The 19905-nt window shown below is 73.5% G+C and carries 17 protein-coding genes; 7 read left to right on the top strand and 10 right to left on the bottom strand.

Translation table 11 applies throughout. The annotated features are described in order from the left end of the window. Positions 1 to 158 precede the first annotated feature (158 nt). Together ABT300_RS09920 and ABT300_RS09915 are read right to left on the bottom strand one after the other, a co-directional pair. Positions 159 to 935 carry a GNAT family N-acetyltransferase gene (locus tag ABT300_RS09920; RefSeq protein ID WP_351673772.1) on the bottom strand — a complete coding sequence of 259 codons (777 nt, stop codon included), beginning with the start codon at positions 933 to 935 and terminating at the stop codon, positions 159 to 161. Positions 936 to 1097: 162 nt separating this feature from the next. Next, positions 1098 to 1898: a chaplin gene (locus ABT300_RS09915; protein WP_351673771.1), complete on the bottom strand. Its 801-nt coding sequence runs from the start codon at positions 1896 to 1898 to the stop codon at positions 1098 to 1100. A gap of 237 nt (positions 1899 to 2135) precedes the next feature. On the opposite strand from ABT300_RS09915, the gene ABT300_RS09910 reads away from it, so the two are divergent. Further along, positions 2136 to 3776 (top strand): alpha/beta hydrolase, encoded by a 1641-nt coding sequence (locus ABT300_RS09910; protein WP_351673770.1) that lies wholly within the window; start codon positions 2136 to 2138, stop codon positions 3774 to 3776. After that, positions 3777 to 5276 (top strand): glutamate synthase-related protein, encoded by a 1500-nt coding sequence (locus ABT300_RS09905; RefSeq protein ID WP_351673769.1) that lies wholly within the window; start codon positions 3777 to 3779, stop codon positions 5274 to 5276. An 11-nt stretch (positions 5277 to 5287) separates the two neighbouring features. Here ABT300_RS09905 and ABT300_RS09900 read toward each other — a convergent pair whose 3' ends face one another. Beyond that, positions 5288 to 6070: an alpha/beta fold hydrolase gene (locus ABT300_RS09900; RefSeq protein WP_351673768.1), complete on the bottom strand. Its 783-nt coding sequence runs from the start codon at positions 6068 to 6070 to the stop codon at positions 5288 to 5290. Between the two features lie 168 nt (positions 6071 to 6238). Between ABT300_RS09900 and ABT300_RS09895 the strand changes: the two genes are divergently transcribed. Both ABT300_RS09895 and ABT300_RS09890 read left to right on the top strand, forming a co-directional pair. Then, positions 6239 to 7333, top strand: coding sequence for a baeRF3 domain-containing protein (locus ABT300_RS09895; protein WP_351673767.1), 1095 nt, complete (start codon positions 6239 to 6241; stop codon positions 7331 to 7333). Between the two features lie 85 nt (positions 7334 to 7418). Then, positions 7419 to 8441 carry a Gfo/Idh/MocA family protein gene (locus tag ABT300_RS09890; RefSeq protein WP_351673766.1) on the top strand — a complete coding sequence of 341 codons (1023 nt, stop codon included), beginning with the start codon at positions 7419 to 7421 and terminating at the stop codon, positions 8439 to 8441. 13 nt (positions 8442 to 8454) lie between these two features. On the opposite strand, the gene ABT300_RS09885 is transcribed toward ABT300_RS09890, so the two are convergent. Then, positions 8455 to 8868, bottom strand: a complete 414-nt coding sequence (locus ABT300_RS09885) for an SsgA family sporulation/cell division regulator (RefSeq protein ID WP_351673765.1) — start codon at positions 8866 to 8868, stop codon at positions 8455 to 8457. A gap of 349 nt (positions 8869 to 9217) precedes the next feature. Between ABT300_RS09885 and ABT300_RS09880 the strand changes: the two genes are divergently transcribed. Continuing rightward, positions 9218 to 10609, top strand: a complete 1392-nt coding sequence (locus ABT300_RS09880) for a PP2C family protein-serine/threonine phosphatase (protein ID WP_351673764.1) — start codon at positions 9218 to 9220, stop codon at positions 10607 to 10609. Between the two features lie 55 nt (positions 10610 to 10664). Here ABT300_RS09880 and ABT300_RS09875 read toward each other — a convergent pair whose 3' ends face one another. Further along, positions 10665 to 12167 carry a DNA-binding protein NsdB gene (locus ABT300_RS09875; RefSeq protein WP_351673763.1) on the bottom strand — a complete coding sequence of 501 codons (1503 nt, stop codon included), beginning with the start codon at positions 12165 to 12167 and terminating at the stop codon, positions 10665 to 10667. A gap of 232 nt (positions 12168 to 12399) precedes the next feature. Here ABT300_RS09875 and ABT300_RS09870 point away from each other — a divergent pair, with 232 nt between their 5' ends. Together ABT300_RS09870 and ABT300_RS09865 are read left to right on the top strand one after the other, a co-directional pair. Next, a complete protein-coding gene (locus tag ABT300_RS09870; RefSeq protein ID WP_351673762.1) occupies positions 12400 to 13539 on the top strand; it encodes an aminoglycoside phosphotransferase family protein in 1140 nt (379 codons plus the stop codon). A 170-nt stretch (positions 13540 to 13709) separates the two neighbouring features. Further along, complete coding sequence (locus tag ABT300_RS09865; RefSeq protein ID WP_351673761.1) at positions 13710 to 15701, top strand: N-acetylmuramoyl-L-alanine amidase; 1992 nt, start codon at positions 13710 to 13712, stop codon at positions 15699 to 15701. A 59-nt stretch (positions 15702 to 15760) separates the two neighbouring features. On the opposite strand, the gene ABT300_RS09860 is transcribed toward ABT300_RS09865, so the two are convergent. The 5 genes from ABT300_RS09860 to ABT300_RS09840 all read right to left on the bottom strand — a co-directional run bounded on the left by ABT300_RS09860 (position 15761) and on the right by ABT300_RS09840 (position 19872). Next, positions 15761 to 16258 (bottom strand): hypothetical protein, encoded by a 498-nt coding sequence (locus tag ABT300_RS09860; protein WP_319165450.1) that lies wholly within the window; start codon positions 16256 to 16258, stop codon positions 15761 to 15763. Between the two features lie 116 nt (positions 16259 to 16374). Beyond that, positions 16375 to 16617, bottom strand: a complete 243-nt coding sequence (locus ABT300_RS09855) for a DUF397 domain-containing protein (protein WP_351673760.1) — start codon at positions 16615 to 16617, stop codon at positions 16375 to 16377. 83 nt (positions 16618 to 16700) lie between these two features. Beyond that, positions 16701 to 17867, bottom strand: coding sequence for a thiolase family protein (locus tag ABT300_RS09850; protein ID WP_351673759.1), 1167 nt, complete (start codon positions 17865 to 17867; stop codon positions 16701 to 16703). Beyond that, the gene (locus tag ABT300_RS09845) at positions 17864 to 18934 is read right to left on the bottom strand and encodes a thiolase family protein (RefSeq protein ID WP_351673758.1); all 1071 of its coding nucleotides are present in this window, start codon (positions 18932 to 18934) and stop codon (positions 17864 to 17866) included. Before ABT300_RS09845 ends, ABT300_RS09850 begins: the two co-directional genes overlap by 4 nt. Then, positions 18931 to 19872 (bottom strand): Zn-ribbon domain-containing OB-fold protein, encoded by a 942-nt coding sequence (locus ABT300_RS09840; protein ID WP_351673757.1) that lies wholly within the window; start codon positions 19870 to 19872, stop codon positions 18931 to 18933. The genes ABT300_RS09845 and ABT300_RS09840 overlap by 4 nt, the downstream gene beginning before the upstream one ends. Positions 19873 to 19905: the final 33 nt, after the last annotated feature.

The raw sequence follows: 19905 nt of genomic DNA, 5'->3' as shown, positions 1-19905 counted from the left end.
GGACGGAGGAACTCCCACTCCTCATCGGACAGTTCATGGCGACGTATCACCCGACCATGATCCACCACTCAAGATCAATTGAAGACACGACCTAGGGACGGCTGCACGCCCGTGAGGCGGCCGGGCCGGTCCGCAGGGGGCGGACCGGCCCGACCGCCTCACGGCGCGTACACGTACGGCGTCGTCGTGGTGAGCGCCGCGAAGCCGAGGCGTTCCAGGATGGGACGACTCTGGTCGGAGGCGTCGACCTGGAGGTAGCGGTAGCCGCGGTCGGCGGCAACGCGGGCGCGGTGGGCGATCAGCGCGCGGTAGACGCCGCGGCCGCGCCAGGCTTCCACCGTGCCGCCGCCCCACAGCCCGGCGAACGCGGTCCCCTCGACGAGCTCCATCCGCGCCGAGCTCACCGGCGTCCGCCCGGCCAGCGCGACGACGGCGACGAGGGTGTCCGGGTCGGTTTCGAGGCGGGCCAGCAGCAGGTCCCGCAGCCGGGAGCCCTCCCGGCCGAAGGCCTGCTCGTGGGCCTCGACCATGAGCTCCACGCCCGCCCGGTCGGTGACCGGCACGATGCGGACGCCGTCGGGCGGCCGGACGTCGCCGAGCTGCTCGCCCGTCTCGGCGATCAGCAGGGTCTCCTGCGGCTCGGGCGTGAACCCGGCCGCCCTCAGCCGCTGTGCGAGATCGGCCGGACGGTCGTGCCCGTGCAGCTTCCACTCGAACTCACGCCCGAGCCCGGTGAAGAAGGCGACCTGTTCCGCGATGGCCTCCTCGGCGTCGGCAGGGTCGAGCTCCGACCAGAGAACGCCGTTCCAGCCGCCGTCCCCGCCGAGGTGACGGACCACCTTCCCGGATCGTTCGACCCGTGCGTCGGAGCTCTCGGGACGTGCGCCTTCGCGCATGTCCCGGTCGTACAGGGCGAGTACCGCGGCATGATCCATGCGCCCACCCCAGCACTCCGGGGCGGCGCGCACAACGCGATTACGGACGCGCGGACGGCCGGCGCCGGCGACCGGGACGGCCGGCCAGGACCGGGCCGCCGGGCGCCGGGCCGCAGACCCCCGACGCGCCGGGGCCTGCGGTCCTGGTCCGAAAGGCGTCGCTCAGCGCTGTGCGCCGGGGCGGAACCTGCGGTACAGCAGCGCGCCGCCGAGCACCATCGCCGTACTGCCCGTCAGCGCGGTCAGGGTGGCGTCGGCGCCCGTGTGGGCCAGCGACGACCGGGCCTCGGGGCCCCTGCTCCCGGACTCGACGGCCGGCGCCGACGGATTGACCTTCGGCCCCGGCTGCACGGGCGGGGCGTGCCGGGTCGGCGGCCGGCGCCCGGGCTGCTCGGGCTTCTCCCCGGAGGTGTTCACCGACGTGTTGCCGAACGCCGGGTCGCCGATGCCGACGACGTTCACGCTGTTGCCGCTGACGTTCACCGGGAGCTGCACCGGCAGCTGGAGGCCGTTGCCGGAGACCACGCCCGGGGAGCCCTCCATGTCGCCCTGCGCGGTGGCCCCGCCGCCGGAGGACGCCCCGGACCCGCCGCGACCGCCGCGACCGTCGTGACCGCCACGGCCGTCATGCCCGCCGCGACCGCCGTGCTCGCCATGCCCGCTTCGCCCGCCGCGACCGCCGTGCGCACCCTGCCCGCCGCGGCCGCCGGAGGCGTCGGCCCCGCCCTTGTTGACACAGGTGTTGCCTGCGGCGGGGTTCAGCACTCCCACCACGTTGACCGTGTTCCCGCACAGGTTCACCGGGAGGTGTACCGGCAGCTGCACCCCGTTGCCGGAGATCAGCCCCGGCGAGCCGGCCGCGACGCCGTTCGCCGTGGAGTCGGCGTGTGCGGGCAGTGTCACAGCCATCGCGCCGGACACCACGGCGACGGCCATCACACCGGTTCGGGTAACCCGCTTCATGGGTCCCTGCCTTCCAGACTTGAATCGCGGGCACTCACCCGCACCCGATAGAACGTCGGCGAAGCGTCCGAGTTATGCCTAAACGCCCTTTCACCCCATCGGGTGTCACCCGCGTCGCACTGCCGGCGGGCCGTGCGCCGGGGACCGCGCGGCTGCCCGGAGGCGGCCTGTCCACCTGCCGCTTATCGTGATCGAGGGCGCCGTTCCGGACCGCTGCGGGCGTCCTTGGAGGCACTGATGCTGGCCAATCTGTCGACGCGGCCCGGGCTGCGGAGCTGTGCCCTCGCCGCGACCGCCGCACTGACCCTGTTCGGCGGCGCGGGCCTGCCGACGGTCGCCGCGAACCGCGCCGCCGACGGGGACGACCGCCCCGACCTGTCCCGGTTCACCGGCCAGAAGGTCGCCTGGTCGGCGTGCAAGGGCGAGGGCATGCCCAAGGACCTGCAGTGCGCGAAGCTGACCGTCCCGCTCGACTACGCCCGCCCTCGGGCGGGCACGCTCGACCTCGCGCTCGCCCGCTACCGGGCCACGGGCGACAGACGCGGTTCCGTGGTGCTGAACTTCGGCGGTCCCGGCGGCGCGGGCGTCCCCGAACTCGCCTACGGCGGCAAGGAGTTCATGGATCTGACGGACGGCTACGACGTGGTCACCCTCGATCCGCGCGGCGTCGGCCGCTCCTCCCCCGTCAGTTGCGGGGACGGCGAGGAGAGCGGGCTGGCCCCGCTGAACGACGACACGGCCATCGCGAATCCGCCGGAGCTCCTCAGCCGGCTCAAACAGGCCGCCGCCGAGTGCGCGGAGCACTCCGGACCGGTCCTGCCGCACATCGGCACCGTGTACGCGGCCCAGGACCTCGACGTCATGCGCCAGGCGCTCGGCGACGGCAAGCTCAACTACCTGGGCTTCTCCTACGGCAGCCGGCTCGGCGCGGTCTACGCGGCCCGGTTCCCCGACAAGGTGGGACGGATGGTCCTCGACGGGGTCGACACCCTCACCGAGCCGCTCACCGAGCAGGGCGTGGCGGGCGCCCGGGGCCAGCAGGTGGCACTCGACGACTTCGTCGGCTGGTGCGTGAAGGACATCGCCTGCCCCTTCGGGCAGGATCCGCGGGTGGCGCGCCAGGAGGTCGTGCGACTCGTCCGCTCGCTCGACGAGGACCCCCTGCCGACCGACTTCGGCGACGACTTCAGCGGGCAGGACCTCGTCGGCGCCCTCGGGCAGGGCCTGTACAGCAGGGAACTGTGGCCGCTGCTGGAGAGGTCGCTGGCCCAGCTGATCGAGAACGGCGACCCCAGCGGGGTCCTCGGCTTCACGACCGGCGGCTTCGCCCGTCCGCTGCCGTTCCCGGTGCCGCTCCCGCTGCCGCCGCGGTCGGCGGTCCGCACCGATCCCTCTCCCGGCGCCCTGGTCGACGCGGAGGACGTCCCGCTCGACAACCTGCCCGCGGCGCTGATGGCGATCAACTGCGCGGACGACCCTGACCGGCCCACCGCCGCCCGGATCACCGCGGACCTCGAACGGCTGCGGGCCGCCTACGACAAGGCGTCGCCGGTCTTCGGCCGCTACCGGCTCAACGAGGTCCTGCTGTGCTACGGCCGCCCCAAGGGCACCGACTACATCCGCGACGAGGTGAAGGACCTCCGCACCCCGAAGATCCTTCTGGTCGGCACGCGGGGCGACCCCGCGACGCCGTACCGCTGGACCGTGGAGACGGCGAAGCGGCTCGGATCGCCGGCCGTGGTGCTCGACAACAAGGGCGAGGGCCACACCGGGTACGGATCGTCGAAGTGCGTGCACCGCAAGGTCGACGACTTCCTGCTGTACGGATCGCTCCCGCCCAGCGGCAGCTCGTGCGGGCCGGACGAGGACGCGGGCTGAGTGCGCCGGTTCCTGCCGCTGCTGTTCGTCGCCCTGTGCGCGGCCGTGACGACGGTCGCGGCGGTCGTCCTGTCCGCCCGGTGGTGGTTCGCGGCCGGGCCGCTGCTGGCGACGGCCTGCCTCGGCGTCCACGACCTGCTGCAGCGCGGCAGCTCCGTGGCGCGCAGTTACCCGCTGGTCGGCCGTCTGCGGTACCCGGCGGCGCGGGCGCTGCCCGGGGGCGGCGGCCCGGGGCGCCCGTCCGTGCCCGCCGGCGAACCGGAGGGCCACGAGCACCACGAGTACCTGGTGCCCTCGCTGCGTCCCGTCGAGGCGGCGGAGGAGCCGCCGGTGGTGCGGGTGGGCGGACCCGACTGCTCGCAGCCGTACGACATGGCCCTGCTGAACGTGTCCGCGATGAGCTTCGGCGCGCTGTCCGCACGCGCGGTCCTCGCCCTCAACCGGGGCGCCGCACTGGGGCGCTTCGCCCAGGACACCGGCGAGGGCGGCCTGTCGGAGCACCATCTGCGCGGCGGCGGCGACCTCGTGTGGGAGATCGGGACGGGGTACTTCGGCTGCCGCACCGCCGACGGCGGCTTCGACGAGCGGGAGTTCGCGGACAAGGCGGCGCTGCCCGAGGTGAGGTGCGTGTCGCTGAAGCTCTCGCAGGGCGCGGCGCCGGGCGGCGGCGCGGTCCTGCCGGGCGTGAAGGTCGGCGTCGAGGTCGCGCGGGAACGGAGGGCGCCGGTGGGCGAGCCCGTGGTGTCGCCGCCCGTCCACCGGACGTTCGCGACGCCGCGCGAACTGGTGCTGTTCGTGGCCTGGTTGCGGGAACTCGCGGGCGGCAAGCCGACCGGGTTCAAGCTGTGCGTGGGCTCGCGGCGGGAGTTCCTCGCGGTCTGCCGGGCGATGGCGGCCGAGGGCGTGACGCCCGACTTCGTGGTGGTCGACGGGTCGGAGGGCGGCACGGGCTCCGCGCCGACGGAGTTCGCCGGACGCCTGGGCATGCCGCTCACCCAGGGGCTGATCACGGTGCACAACGCCCTTGCCGGCGTCGGTCTGCGGGACCGGGTGCGGATCGGGGCGAGCGGACGGGTGGCGTCGGGCTCGGACATCGTCCGGCGGCTCGTGCAGGGCGCCGACTACACCAACGCGGCCCGCGCGATGATGCTCTCCGTCGGCTGCGTGCGGGCCGGGCGCTGCCACACCGGCGCCTGCCCGGCCGGCGTGGCGACGCAGGACCCGTCGCGGGCCCGCGCGCTGCATGTGGCCGACAAGGCCCGTCAGGTCCGGCGCTACCAGCGGGAGACCGTCCGCGACGCGGTGCGGATCATGGCCGCGATGGGCGTGCGGGAGCCGGGCGGGCTCACCCCCGCCCAGCTGGTCCGGCGGACCGGGCCCGGCTCGGAGCGCTCGTACGCGGAGCTGTACGAGTGGCTCGCGCCGGGCGAGCTGCTCGCCGGACCGCCCGAGTCGTGGGCGGCGGACTGGAAGGCGGCCGACCCGGACAGCTTCGGGTGACGTCGCGGCGACTACGCCGACCCGACGGTCACGAAGGCGTCGATCGCCGCGGTCAGCTCGGCCGGCTTCTCCACGGGGAGTTCGTGACCGGCGTCGATGATGCGCACGGTGGCGTCCGGGTAGGCCTTGGCCATCCGCAGCATCTGACGCACCGGCAGCTGGATGTCGTGGTAGCCGTGGATCATCAGCGTCGGGGCCTGGATCTCGCCGACCCGGTCGAGGACGTCGAAGGCCCGCATGGCGCCGTACAGGGTCATGACCACCTCGCGCGGGGTGTCCGCCGACGACTTGACGTACGCGCGGATCTCGTCACGGGGGTAGCCGGGGGCGAAGGCGCGCTGGATGTTGGCGGCGACGAACAGCTTGAACGGGACGAGGGTGGAGACGCCCATCAGCAGTCCTCGCCCCCGGCTGTAGGTCATGCGGCCGATGGAGTTCACCAGCACCATGCGCTCCACGCGCTCGGGGTGGGACAGGGCCACGGTCTGCGAGATCATCCCGCCCATCGAGTGGCCGACCAGCACGAACCGCTCGATCTCCAGGTGGTCGAGGAGGGCGAGGAGGTCCCGCGCCAGCTCCTCGACCGTCTTCACGCCCGCCCCGCTGCTCTCGCCGTGCCCGCGCAGGTCGAGCCGGACGACCCGGCGCCGGCCGGCGAAGTGCGCCACCTGGTGGTCCCAGCGACGCCGGTTGGCCGTCCAGCCGTGCACGAACACCAGGGGCACGGCGTCGCCGTCGCGCGGGCCCTCGTCGTCGTACGTCAGTGCTGCGCCGTCGACATCGAGCTGCGGCATGGAGGCCTCCTGCGGTGCGGTCCCGGTTACTGACGCGTACGGTAACCGGGCCGCGGGCGCCGCCGACACCGGCGGCCGCCAGGGAGACCGAAGCGTGACCGCGCGCCCCACTCCGGCGCCCGTCCTGCCCCGAATGCCCGCTACGCGATTCGGACCTATCGTGCTCGTATGGAGCACGCACTCAGCCCCTCCGCCCTCTCCGAACTGCGCCGCCCGCGCCCCTACCCGGCGGTGTCCGTGCTGACGCCGACCCATCGGCGCGAACCCGACAACGCCCAGGACCGGGTCCGGCTGCGCAACGTCGTCGCGGAGGCGAAGAGACAGCTGGAGCACGATCCGGCGATCACCCGCGACCGGCGCGCCGACGTCGCGGGACACCTCGATCGCGCGCTGGCCGAGGTCGACCTGACGCACAGCGAGGACGGCCTGGTCATCTACGCGGCGCCGGGCGAGCACCAGGTGTGGTCGCTGGCCCGCCCCGTGCCCGAACGGGTCGTGCTCTCCGACACCTTCCTGACCCGCAACCTGGTCGCCGCGCAGGCCGCCGAGCGGCACTTCTGGGTCCTGTCGGTCTCCGCCGACCGCGTCACCCTGTGGAACGGCGGCGCCGACCGGGTGGCCGAGGAGCACACCGGCGGCTTCCCGATGGTCAGGAGCCGGCCGAACTTCGACGCCGAGCGCATGCAGCGGACCGGCGACCTGCCCAGCACGTTCCGCGACGAGGGCACCCGCCACTTCCTGCGCGACGCCGACACCGCCGTGGGCGCACTGCTGCGCGCACACCCGCGGCCGATGTTCGTCACCGGCGAGCACGCGGCGCTGTCGCTCCTCGACGAGCTGGGCGGCGTCACCCGCGACGCGCTGCACATCGCGCACGGCGGACTCTCGCACGGCCCGCCCGAGGCCGTGTGGCAGGCGGTGCGCCCGCTGCTCGACGCGGAGTCCCGCCGGGACGTCGCCTCGATCGCCCGGGTCTTCGACTCGGCGCGGGGGCACCGCATGTTCGCGGCCGGCGTCGACGAGCTGTGGCAGAACGCGCGGGAGGGCCGGGTCCGGCTGCTGGCCGTCGAGGAGAACTACCGGATCACGGTCCGCGACCACGGCGACCACCTCGTCCCGGCCGCGAGCGGCGATCTGGACGCCCGGGAGGACATCGTCGACGAGATCGTGGAGCAGTGTCTGGAGACGGGCGCAGCGGTGCGGTTCGTGCCGGACGGCACGCTCGGCGACATGGACGGCATCGCGGGCGTGCTGCGCTACTGACCGCGGGCCCCTCACGGCCCTGTCCGGCCGCGTTCCCCGGCGGCGTACGCTACGGCGTGATCGTCGACCGGGAGGGGGCGGGCGCGTGGGCGACCTGCTGGGGGTGGCCGTGCTGGGCGCCGGGCACATGGGCGCCGACCACGTGCGCCGCCTCGCCCGTGTGGTGAGCGGAGCGCGGGTCGCCGCGGTGGCCGACCCCGACACGGCGCGCGCCGAGGCGGCCGTGGCCGGCCTCGACGCGGTGACGGTGCACCCGGAGGCGGAGGCCGCGCTCGACGCGCCCGGCGTCGAGGCCGTGCTGATCGCCTCGCCCGGTCCCGCCCACCAGGAGGCGCTGCTCGCGGCGTTCGACCGCGGCCTTCCGGTGCTCTGCGAGAAGCCCATGGCGCCGGACACGGCGGGGGCGCTGCGCGTGCTGGAGGCGGAGGCCCGGCTGGGACGGCGGCTGGCGCAGATCGGGTTCATGCGGCGCTACGACGCCGAGTACCGCAGGCTGAAGGCGCTGCTGGACGACGGGCGGCTGGGCCGGCCGCTGATGCTGCACTGCGTACACCGCAACGTCTCCTCGCCGCCCGACTTCACCAGCGCGATGCTGGTCGACAGTTCGGTGTCGCACGAGATCGACGCCGCCCGCTGGCTGCTCGGGCAGGAGCTGACGTCGGTCACCGTGCTGCGCCCGCGCCCCTCGTCCGGCGCCCCGCAGGGCCTGCTCGACCCCCAGTTCGTCCTCTTCGAGACGGCGGACGGCGCCCTGGTCGACGTGGAGGTTTTCGTCAACTGCGGCTTCGGGTACCAGGTGCGCTGCGAGGCCGTGTGCGAGGCGGGCAGCGCGCGCATCGGCGACGACCACGGCGTGCTCGTGACCGCTCGGGGCGCCGCCGGCACGGAGGTGCCGCAGGACTACCTCGTACGGTTCGCGGACGCCTACGACCGTGAGGTGCAGGCCTGGGTCGACGCCACGCGGCGCGGTCGGGTCACCGGTCCGTCCGTGTGGGACGGCTACGCGGCCTCGGCCGTCGCCGAGGCCGGGGTCCGGGCGCTCGGGAGCGGGGCGCGCGTCGCCGTCGAACTCGCCCCGCGCCCCGGCCTGTACGCCGTCGGCCGTTGAGCCCGGGCTCTCCTCAGACGTTGCCGAGCAGGGCCTGCAGACCCCGGTCGACCGCGCCGGCGACGTCCTCCCCGCCGCGGGCGACGACCGCGTAGCTGCGCAGCAGGAAGCGGCGCAGGGCCGCGGTGTCGAACTGGAGCAGGGCCATCCCGAGCGGTGAGTGGAACTCCATCACCGTGCGGGCCTGCCCGCAGGGCCAGATGTGCACGTCGCCGCTCCCGGCCGGACCGTCCACGCCCTGCTCCAGCAGCCCGCGGCCGAAGGTCCAGGTGACCGGCTCGCCCGCCAGGGAGACCTCGGGCGGGAAGTCGACGTGCACGGCGAACGGATCGGCGGAGTCGTAGCGGAGCGTGGCGGGCACGGGCAGCGCCTGGTCCTCCGCGGTGATCAACCGGGCGCGGACGGGTTGTTCCAGAGTGGTGTCCATGCACATAGGACCTCGCGGAGGCCGATCGCATTACGCCTTTCCCCGCATCAATTAATGTGACCTACATCACACCGCTGGAAGCGTAGAACATACGCCCGTCGAACACCCGGATGACACTCACCCCAACCCCCTCATGAGTCCCTCAAGTCACGTACCCTGTCTACGACTTGAAGCATCTTCGAGGCGTCCGCACCGCACTTCTCCAGCCCTCCGTGAAGACACTGGCATATGCCGGAAGCACCACCGAATCGTGTGTTGCCAAATCCCTTACACCGCGTCGCGGGCTGTGCCACAGTCGTAACGGCCCTCGCGTCAGCCTTCGTCGTACCGTCCCGCATCGGAGAGCCTCATGCCGCCCCACGTCTTCGCGGATCACCCGGCCGCCCAGCCGCCGCCGCGCGGCTCGGTGGACGCGCTGATCTCGCAGACCCGACGGCTCAAGGGCGACATGGACGCCGTACGGCAGGACGCCCAGGGCGACCCGGCGGACCCCGAGGGACGCTGGCAGCGCGCCCTCTACGATCTGGCACGGCACCAACTCGACGATCTCGACGCGCACTTGGCCCAGTTACGCGACGGCCCCCGGCCCGCGCCGCCCGCCGGACCTCCGCCCGCCGCCGCGACGCCCCGGCACGGATCCCTGGTCAGCCGGGTCGGCAGCGCCGAGTGGAACCTGCTGACGGACGAAGCCGTGTGGTCCGAGGAGCTCTTCCGGATCCTCGGCCGCGACCCCGCCACCGCCCCGCTCACCCTCGACGAGCTCCCCTGTCTCGTCCTCGAGGAGGACCGGCCCAAGCTGACCGCCATGGTCACGGACTGCCTGGTCGACGCCCGCCCCATCGACGGCGAGTTCCGCGTCCTTCGCCCGACGGGCGCCCCGCGCACCGTGCACATGATGGGCGAGCCGGTGCTCGACTCCGACGGCGCCACCGCGTCCATGTGGGCCGTGCTCCGGGACGTCAGCGAACTGCGCCGCAACCAGCGCGCGGTGCGCGAGAGCCACGACTCGCTGCAGGCCCGGCAGCAGGCGCAGACCGACCACCGACGGGCGGTCGAGCTGCAGGAAGCCGTCCTCCCCCCGCACCGCGTCCCCCTGCGCCTGCCGCACGAGGGCCCCAGCACACTCGACGTCGCCGCCCGGTATCTGCCCGCCGCCACCACCTCTCTGATCGGCGGCGACTGGTACGACGCGCTCGAACTCCCCGACGACGAGACGCTGCTGAGCGTCGGCGATCTCACCGGACACGGCCCGGCCGTCACCTCGAACACGGCGATGCTGCTGGGGGCGCTGCGCGGCATGGCCATGGCGGGCGCCCAGCCGGACCGGCTGCTGTGCTGGCTGAACCAGTTGCTGGACGCCACCGCCCGACCGGTCCTCGGCAGCGCCGTCTGCTGCCGCTACCGGCCACGGACCCGCACCCTGATGTGGGCGCGGGCCGGCCACCCCGCCCCGCTGCTGTTCCGCGACGGGACGGGTCGCCGGCTGCGCGCGCCGCAGGGCTCCCTGCTCGGAACCGCCCCCCGCACCGCGTACGAGCAGGCCGAGGAGACCCTGCGTGAGGGCGACCTGATCCTGCTGCACACCGACGGCCTGGCCCCCGCCGACCGTCTCCTCGCACTGGCCCCGCGCCTGCACGGAGCGCGCAGCGCCCAGGAGTGCGTCGAAGCGGCCGTGCAGGAGTGCGGCGCGGCCGAACGCACCGACGACGCCTGTGTGCTCGTCGCCCGGGTGACCCGGTAGGCAGCCGGGCGACCCGGTGACGGGCGGCGGGTGACGACGGAGACGACCGACTCGCTCACGCCCGGGCGCTGCCGCCCCCTTTCGCCCCCTTCTGCTTCGGCAGCGCCAGCCTGATCTCCTCGCGCAGCTCGCTGATCCTCGGGGAGCCGGCGTACTGGGCGGTGAGCCGGTACATCTGGCTCAGCCGGTCCCAGGTGCGCCGGGAGGAGTTCGACCCCATCGACATCAGGGCCAACCGTGCGAACCGGTCCGCCTGTTCGGGGTCGTCCGCGATGAAGCAGGCGGACGCCATGGACAGATGGTCGAAGATCTTCGAGCGCTCGCGCCCGTCGACGCGCAACGCCAGGGCCTTCTCCGCGTAGTACTGGGCGTGCGCGGCCGCCTGTGGCTCGAACTCGGCCAGCGTGCGGTAGGCGAGCGCCTGCATCCCGTACAGGTCCTCGTCCTTGAAGGTCTGCATCCAGGACGGCGGGACGACGTCGCCCTTGTCGGAGACGAAGAGGTCCTCCGCCCGGCCGAGGGTGCGCCGCATCGCCTGCCCCTTGCCCATCGCCGCCTGTGCCCAGGCCTCGATGGTGTGGAACATCGCCCGGGTGCGCGGCAGCACCTCCTCGCCGGAGCCGGACTGGGCCAGTTTCATCAGGTCGAGGGCGTCGTCGGGCCGTCCGAGGTGCACCATCTGCCGGGCTGCCCGGGACAGCGCCTCGCCGGCCCTCGGCCGGTCGCCGCCCTCCCGTGCGGCATGGGCGGCGATGACGAAGTACTTCTGGGCGGTGGGTTCGAGGCCGACGTCGTGCGACATCCAGCCGGCGAGGACGGCGAGGTTGGCAGCGACGCCCCACAGGCGTCGCTGCAGATGGGCGGGGTGACGGTAGGCCAGGATGCCGCCCACCTCGTTGAGCTGTCCCACCACCGCCTTGCGTTGCAGCCCGCCTCCGCGGGCCGCGTCCCAGGCCCGGAACACCTCGACCGAACGCTCCAGTTCGTCGACCTCCTCCGCCCCGATGGGGGCGGCCTCGTAGCGGTCGAACCCGGCGGGATCGGCATGATGGACGAGCGGATGGTCGACGGTGGGAGCATCGGCGGAGAGGGTGGGGTCGGTGTGCAGCCAGTCGTGCATGGCGCTGCTGAGAGCTGATCCCGCGGCGAGCGCGGCACCCGCGCCCACCAGACCGCGTCGGTTGAGCATGAGGTCCATTCCCGTGAATTCGGTGAGGACCGCGGCAGTCCGTTCGGGCGCCCACGGCACGCCGTCGGGGTGTTCAGCACTCCCGCCGCCGGGCCGTCTACCTGTACGCCCGTGCCGGACCAGACCGAGGTCTCCTATGGTCACGACACGGCCGAGACGCTCGGTGAACAGGGCCGCCAGCACCCGCGGCACCGGATCGCGCGGGATCTCTCCCGTGTCGATCCACCGCCGCACCCGTGAGGTGTCGGTCGACAGCTGGGGGTGGCCCATGGCCGCCGCCTGCCGGTTGACCAGCCTCGCGAGTTCGCCCTTGGACCAGCCGGCCAGGCCGAACAGATCCGAGAGACGGGTGTTGGGTTGTCCGCTCACGTCAAGCCCCCAGGTTCTCGGCTGAGTTGACAGTAGCCCCGGGAAAGTTGCCGGGCGACTATTCGCCAGGGTTCGCCAGGGTTCGCCAGATGGTGTGCCACTGGGCGACGGGTGTCAGGTAGGAGTGCGCCACCCCGACCCGGTCGCCGAGGGACACTCCCCAGGGTGCACCCGAAAGGGCCGGTCGGGGCAGCGCTCTGACGTCCGGCACACGAAGGGATCTGTTTCCCCCATGTACGCAGCATCGTCCTCCGTGTCCGCCCCGCCCCGGTCGCTGCACACCCGCCCGGGCGGCGGCGGCCCCTATCTCGCCCCCGCGCGAACGGCGGCTCCCGCGCTCGGCGCGGGCGGCGTGCGCCGCCCCGCGGGGCTCGGCACGCAACCGCTCAGCGGGAGGCTCGACCTGTCCGGCCCCCAGGGCGCCCAGCTGCGCGCGGCCATCGCCTCCGTGCACCGCATCTGTCCGGAGTTCGCGCCGGTACAGGTGCTGCGCCGCAGCGGACGTTCCGTGCTGCTGGTCGGCACGACGGGACGCAGCACAGCCGTCGCCAAGTGCTTACTGGACCACTCCCCCGTCTGGGCCGAGCGGATCCGGCACGAAATAGCGGCATACCGCACGTTCGTCCGGCAGCGCCCCCCGGTGCGGGTGCCGAGACTGATCGCGGCGGACCCGGACAACTGCACTCTGGTCATCGAGCGGATGCCGGGGCGGGCGGCCGCCCTGCAGCGGCACCCCGCCGAAGCGCCGCCGCGGGCGGACGTCAGGGCCGCGCTCGGCGCGATCTGCCGACTCAACGCCTGGCGGCCCCCGGCCGGTTCGTTCGACGCGCCGCTGGACTACGCCGCCCGCATCTCCCGCTACCACGAGCTGGGTCTGCTCACCGACCGGGACCTCGGCGACCTGCAGAAGCTGCTGCACGGCATCGCGGCCACCGCGGGGCGACAGGGCATGGGCCAGTTCTGCCACGGCGACGCCCTCCTGTCGAACATCCTCCTGTCACCGGCCGGTCCCGTGCTGGTGGACTGGGAGCACGCCGGCTGGTACCTGCCGGGCTACGACCTGGCGACGCTGTGGTCGGCGCTGGGCGACGCGCCGGTGGCACGCCGTCAGATCAGCCAGATCGCCCAGTCGGCGGGCCCCGCCTCCCGGGACGCCTTCCTGGTGAACCTGATGCTGGTCCTGACCCGCGAGATCCGCACGTACGAGACGGCCGTGCAGCGCTCGATGCACGACACCTCCCCGACGCCCCCGGGGGCGGTCCACGCGGGAGCCGCGCCGTCGGGCGAGGAACAGCGTCTGCTGCTGCGGCGACTGCACGACGACTGCCAGCTGGCCCGCCGCGCCGTACGCGCGGCGGTCGGCACGCGCTGAGCGGGTCTCGGTCGACGGTGCGCCTGAACGGCGGCGCACCGTCGGCTGACGTATGCGGTGTCTTGACGAGGGAATTCATCCCGCTATGGGCATGATTGACGGGTTGTCGGCCCGGCCGCCGGCCGACTGCGGCCGGCCCGCACCCCCGCTCTCTCGCCCAGGAGGCCGCATTGCGCAGACCCGCCACTCCCCCCGGAGCGCACAGACGTACCCGTAGAGCCGCAGGCGCACTCGCGTCGGCGGCTCTCGTCCTGCCGCTCCTCGGCGCCGCCCGCCCGGCCGACGCCGCACCCCGTCCGGTGGACGGCCTCCAGCGGGCCTTCGCAGCCGCGGCAGCCGAGTACCACGTGCCGCAGAGCGTGCTGCTGGGCGTCTCCTACCTGCAGTCCCGCTGGGACGCGCACGCCGGAGCGCCGAGTGTGACCGGCGGCTACGGCCCGATGCATCTCACCGACGTCCGTGCGGCCCTCGCCGCGGTCCCGCGCCACGGCGCCGGCCCGGGGAACCCGCGCGGCGACTCCGCCCGCAAGGACCGCACGACCCGGCCGGCGGCCCCGGCCCCGCACGTCCGGGCGCCGTCGAACGAGCGGCTCCCTGCCCGCCTGAAGACCCTGCCGCGGGCCGCGAAGCTCACCGGTCTCGCCGCCGAGGAGCTGCGCACCGACCCCGCGGCCAACATCGCCGGGGGCGCCGCGCTGCTCGCCGACGCCCAGCGCCGCCTGGGCCGGCCCCTGAGCGCCGACCCGGCCGACTGGTACGGCGCGGTGGCGCGCTTCTCGGGCGCGGACGACACCGCGACCGCCGCCGCCTACGCGAACGACGTGTTCGGCGTGCTGCGCGCCGGCGAACGGCGCACCACGGACGCCGGCCAGAGGGTCGCCCTCGCCGCGCAGCCGCGCCTCGCGACGCGGACGGCCCAGCTGCGCGGGACGGGCCTGCGCCATGTCTCGGCGGCGGGCGCCGAATGCCCGTCCACGGTGTCCTGCGAGTGGATCCCGGCGCCGTACGAGCAGTTCGGGGACGACGACTACGGCAACCACGACATCGCCGACCGGCCCGCCTCGCCCGACATCGACTATCTCGTCGTCCACGACACCGAGGGCGGCTGGGAGGGCGTGCTGGCCTCGGTCCAGGACCCGTCCTTCGTGTCCTGGAACTACTCGCTGCGCGCCACGGACGGGCATGTCGCCCAGCATGTGAAGGCCAAGGACGTGGCCTGGCACTCGGGCAACTGGTACGTCAACTCCAAGTCGATCGGCCTGGAGCACGAGGGGTTCCTCTCCGCCCCGGACTCCTGGTACACGGAGGCCATGTACCGCTCGTCCGCCCGGCTGGTGAAGTACCTGGCCGACAGGTACGACATCCCGCTCGACCGGCAGCACGTCCTCGGCCATGACAACGTGCCGGGCCCGACGGCGGCGAGCATCTCGGGGATGCACACCGATCCCGGCCCCTTCTGGGACTGGCGGCACTACTTCGAGCTGCTGGAGGCCCCCTTCACGGCGACCGCCGACGGCAGCGGCGACCTGGTGACGATCCGGCCGGACTACGCCGCGAACCGGCCGGTGTACACGGACTGCGCCGCCGGCCGGCGAGCCTGCGTCGCGCACGGCTCCAGCGCGGTGCGGCTGTACGCCGACCACGACGAGAAGTCCGCGCTGATCAACGACGTCGGCCAGGGCTCGGGCCCGACCAAGGGCCTCAACGACACCTCGTCACGGGCGTCCACCGGGCAGCAGTACGCGGTCGCCGACCGGTGGGGCGACTGGACGGCAATCTGGTATCTCGGCCAGAAGGCGTGGTTCGAGAACCCGGCCGCGCAGCCGACGGCGGTGCCCGCGGCGGGGCAGGTGGTCACTCCCAGGGACGGCGTGGCGAGCGTCGCGCTGTACGGCCGCGCCTACCCCGAGGCGTCCGCCTATCCGGCGGGCGTCCCGGTCCAGCCGATCTCCGCACTGCCGTACAAGCTGCCCCGGGGCCAGCGGTACGTGGTCGGGGGGAAGGCGCCGGGCGAGTACTACTACGCGACCACCTTCGCCACCGGTTCGCACCGGCTCGTCGTCGGCCGCGAGCAGTACTACGAGATCCAGTACGGCCACCGGGTGGCGTTCGTGAAGGCTGCGGACGTCAAGCTGTTGCCGTCGGATTCCCCGGCCGCCTAGCCCGGCAGACGGGACTTTCGAAACACGCCTCAGGGCATCGCCCCAGGTCCGACCGTGCCTCAGCCCTGCTGGAAAAGCTCCGCCGGGAGCGGCTTCAGCAGGGCGTACAGGTCGTCGGTGATGGGGCGGTCCCAGGCGGCGATGGTCACCAGGACGTTGTCGCTGCGGTCGAACTGCACGCAGGAGACGCGCCCCTCGGACAGCTTCAGCCGGCGCACGATCAGCAGGTTGTCGCCCTGCATCACCGGCATGTCCTCGACGCCGACGACGGTCACCTCCTCGTCGTTCTCCAGCGCGAGCAGCAGCTGGGCCACCTCGAAGGGGATCTCCCCCTCCTCCACCTCACGGGCCGGGGATCCTTCGGGCAGATTGCCGATGATCATCGCGGGGCCGCGACCGCCGAAGAGGTCGTAGCGCAGGAACACGCCCTGGCAGCTGCCGTCGGGGGCGGGCAGCAGCCCGGCGCCCAGATTGCCGGGCCAGTCGCCCGGGTCCATGGCCAGAACGTCGAATTCGGGCCCGGCGGGGGTGGCGCTGCGGCGGCGGAGGAACGACATGCGGCCATGGTACGTGGCCGCGGCCGTTCGGCGACGGGTGGGAGCGTCGCGTTCGGTCGTTTCGACGCGTCCCGGGGACGGCCCGCCCGGCTCCGGTCCCCGGGGGCTGGCCGGTCTCAAGTCAGGTCGAACTCCCCTTCCCGGGCCCCCGACACGAACGCGCCCCACTCGGCGGGGGTGAAGATCAGAGAAGGACTCTGGGGGCTGCCGCTGTTGCGCATCGCGATGAATCCCTCGACGAAGGCGATCTGGACATCCCCCCGCCCCCGGCTGCTGGACTGCCACTCGGCGTTGCTGAGGTCCAGCTCCGGCTTGTTCCAGCCTGTGAGCGGCGGCTGCTGGATGGTGCTCTCGGCCACGTCCGTGCTCCTCCCGGTTCGTCGTCCGCGGGCCAGCCTAGCGACCGGGTCCGGACGCCGACAGAGCACGTGGGAAGGACCTTTCAGGACTCCGGCGGTCGCGCTCCGACGAGCCACATGGAGAAGAACTGCGAGCCGCCCCCGTAGGCGTGCCCGAGGACCCTGCGGGCCCCTTCCACCTGGTGTTCGCCGGCCTGTCCGCGCACCTGGAGCGCCGCCTCCGCGAAGCGGATCATGCCGGAGGCGCCGATCGGGTTGGTGGACAGGACGCCGCCCGACATGTTGACCGGCAGGTCGCCGTCGAGTTCGGTGACGCCGGCCTCGGTGAGCTTCCAGCCCTCGCCCTCGTCGGCGAAGCCGAGGTTCTCCAGCCACATGGGCTCGTACCAGGAGAACGGCACGTACATCTCGACGGCGTCGATGTCCCGACGCGGGTCGCCGATCCCGGCCTGGCGGTAGACGTCCGCGGCGCAGTCCTTGCCGGCCTGCGGCGAGACGGCGTCCTTGCCGGCGAAGAGGGTCGGTTCGCTGCGCATCGCCCCGCCGAGCATCCAGGCGGGCGGGCGGGGCGCGCGGGCGGCGCCGGCCCGGTCGGTGAGGACCATCGCGCAGGCCCCGTCGGAGGAGGGGCAGGTCTCCGAGTAGCGGATCGGGTCCCACAGCATCGGCGAGGCCTGGACCTTCTCCAGGGTGATGTCGTGCTCGTGGAGGTGGGCGTATGGGTTCTTCAGCGCGTTGCGGCGGTCCTTGTAGGCCACCAGGGAGCCGACGGCGTCGGGCGCGCCGCTGCGTCGCATGTAGGCGCGCACGTGCGGGGCGAAGAATCCGCCCGCCCCGGCGAGCAGGGGCTGCTGGAAGGGGACGGGCAGGGACAGCCCCCACATGGCGTTGGACTCGGACTGTTTCTCGAAGGCGAGGGTGAGGACGGTGCCGTGGACGCGGGCGGCGACGAGGCCCGCGGCGACGAGCGCCGTCGAGCCGCCGACGGAGCCCGCCGTGTGCACGCGCAGCATGGGCTTGCCCACCGCGCCGAGCGCGTCGGCGAGGTACAGCTCGGGCATCATGACGCCCTCGAAGAAGTCGGGGGCCTTGCCGATGACGACGGCGTCGACGTCGGCCCAGGTCAGCTCGGCGTCGTCGAGCGCCCGCCGGGCGGCCTCCCGGACCAGCCCGGCGATCGAGACGTCGCGCCGGGCGGCGACGTGCTTGGTCTGGCCGATCCCGACGACGGCCACGGGCTCCTTGCTCATCGCGCATCCCCTTCGAGTACGGCGACCAGGTTCTGTTGCAGACACGGGCCGGACGTGGCGTGGGCGACGGCCCGGTCGGACTCGCCCCGGTGGATGCGGGCGGCGGCTTCGCCCAGGCGGATGAGACCGGCGGCCATCATCGGGTTGGCGGCGAGGGCGCCGCCGGAGAGGTTCACCCGCACGCTGTCGTCGAGCCTCAGCGCCTTGCGCAGGACGATCTCCTGTGCGCTGAACGGGGCGTGCAGCTCGGCCGTGTCGACGGGCCGTTCGAAGACGCCGGCCCGCTCGGCGGCCAGGCGGGTGGAGGGCGAGTCGGTGAGGTCGCGCACGCCGAGCGAGTGGGCCTCGATGCGGTGGTCGACGCCCCGGATCCACGCGGGCCGCGAGCACAGCTCGCGGGCCCGCTCCCCCGCCGCGAGGATCACGGCGGCGGCCCCGTCGCCGACGGCCGGGCAGTCGCCGGTGCGCAGCGGCCGTACCGCGTAGTCGCCCTGGGCGACCGTGCCGCGCAGCTGGGCGTGGGAGTTGAGGGTCGCGACCCGTCGGCTGCGGGCGCCGATCGCGGCGAGGGCGCTCTCGTCGGCCTCGCCCGCGTCGATCAGGGCCTGGGCCTGCAGCGCGGCGAGCGCGACGGAGTCCGGCCACAGGGGGGCGACGTAGTACGGGTCGAGCTGGCGGGTGAGGACGTCGCGCAGGGAGCCGGGCGAGGACTTGCCGTAGGAGTAGACGAGCGCGGTGTCGGCGTCGCCGGTGAGGAGCTTGGTCCACGCCTCGTACAGCGCCCAGGCGCCGTCCATCTCGACGTGCGACTCGGAGATGGGCGGCCAGGCGCCGACGCCGTCGAGGGCGAGGGTGAAGGAGAAGGCACGGCCGGCGAGGTAGTCGCTGGAGCCGGAGCAGGTGAAGTCGATGTCGGCGGTCTTCAGGCCGGTCCGGTCGAGGACGCTGTGCAGGACCGGCATGAGCATCTCGACCTCGGAGAGCTCGTCGGTGGTGCGCAGGACGTCGGTCTGCGCGAAGGCCACGATCGCGATGTCGCGGACGCCCGGGGTTTCCTCGCGGGTCACAGCAGCTCCTTGTAGGCGTCGTAGTCCGCGTCGGGTTCGCCGGTCGGCCGGTAGTGGTCGGGGTAGCGGGCCCCGTCCGTCCACACGGGTTCGACGCGCAGGCCCATGCGGACCTGGTCGTAGGGGATGCCGCCGATGCGGCCGTGCAGGGCGAGGCCGGCGCCGTCGAGGGCGATGTGGGCGTAGACGTAGGGGACTTCGATGTCGAGATTCTTCGCCTTGATGTTCACGATGCAGAAGGTGGTGACGGTGCCGCGCGGTCCGACCTCGACCTGCTCGGCGGTGGGCACTCCGCAGGTGGGGCAGGCTCCGCGCGGCGGGACGTACACCTTGCGGCAGGACGGGCAGCGTTCGCCGACGGTGCGCCGGGTGGAGAGGGCGTCGATGTACGCGGACTGGGCCCGGCCGGGCGAGTAGGTGTAGTCGAGCCGGGCGGGGGCGACGATGCCGGTGACCGGGTCCGTGAACTCGCCGGTGACGCCGGTGGGTTCGGCCGGTCCGCCGTCGTGGGGCTCGAAGCAGGCGATGTCGGTGATGGCGCCGGTGCGGTTCTCCGCCCAGCGGATCCGGACCCGCATCCCGGTGTGGACGGCGTCGGGGCCGGGGGCGTCGAGGGCGTGCAGGAGGGCGGTGCCGGCGCCGTCGAGCCGGACCAGGACCCAGGCGAACGGGGTGGCGAGGGGCTGGCCGCGTCGGGGGGCGTGGTTCCAGGCCCAGGTGGTGACCGTGCCGGTGGCGGCGACCTCGACGAGCTCGTGGAGCTCCTCGGCGGTGACGGGGTCGTACTCGACGGGCGGGACGAGGGTGCGGCCGTCGCCGGTGCGCACGCCGAGGACGACGCGTTCGCGCAGGCCGGTGAGGAAGGCACTCTGGACGGGGCCGAGGGACCGGGTGAACGGGAACTCGACGACGAGCGGAGCTTTGAGCACTTCGGGCATCGGAGCTGCCTCCCTGGGAAGCCGACGTCAGCG

Source organism: Streptomyces sp. NPDC001027 (genome assembly GCF_040299045.1).
Taxonomy (GTDB): Bacteria; Actinomycetota; Actinomycetes; order Streptomycetales; family Streptomycetaceae; genus Streptomyces.
The sequence above is the reverse complement of the archived record's forward strand: the minus strand, read 5'-3'. Positions and strand labels throughout refer to the sequence as shown.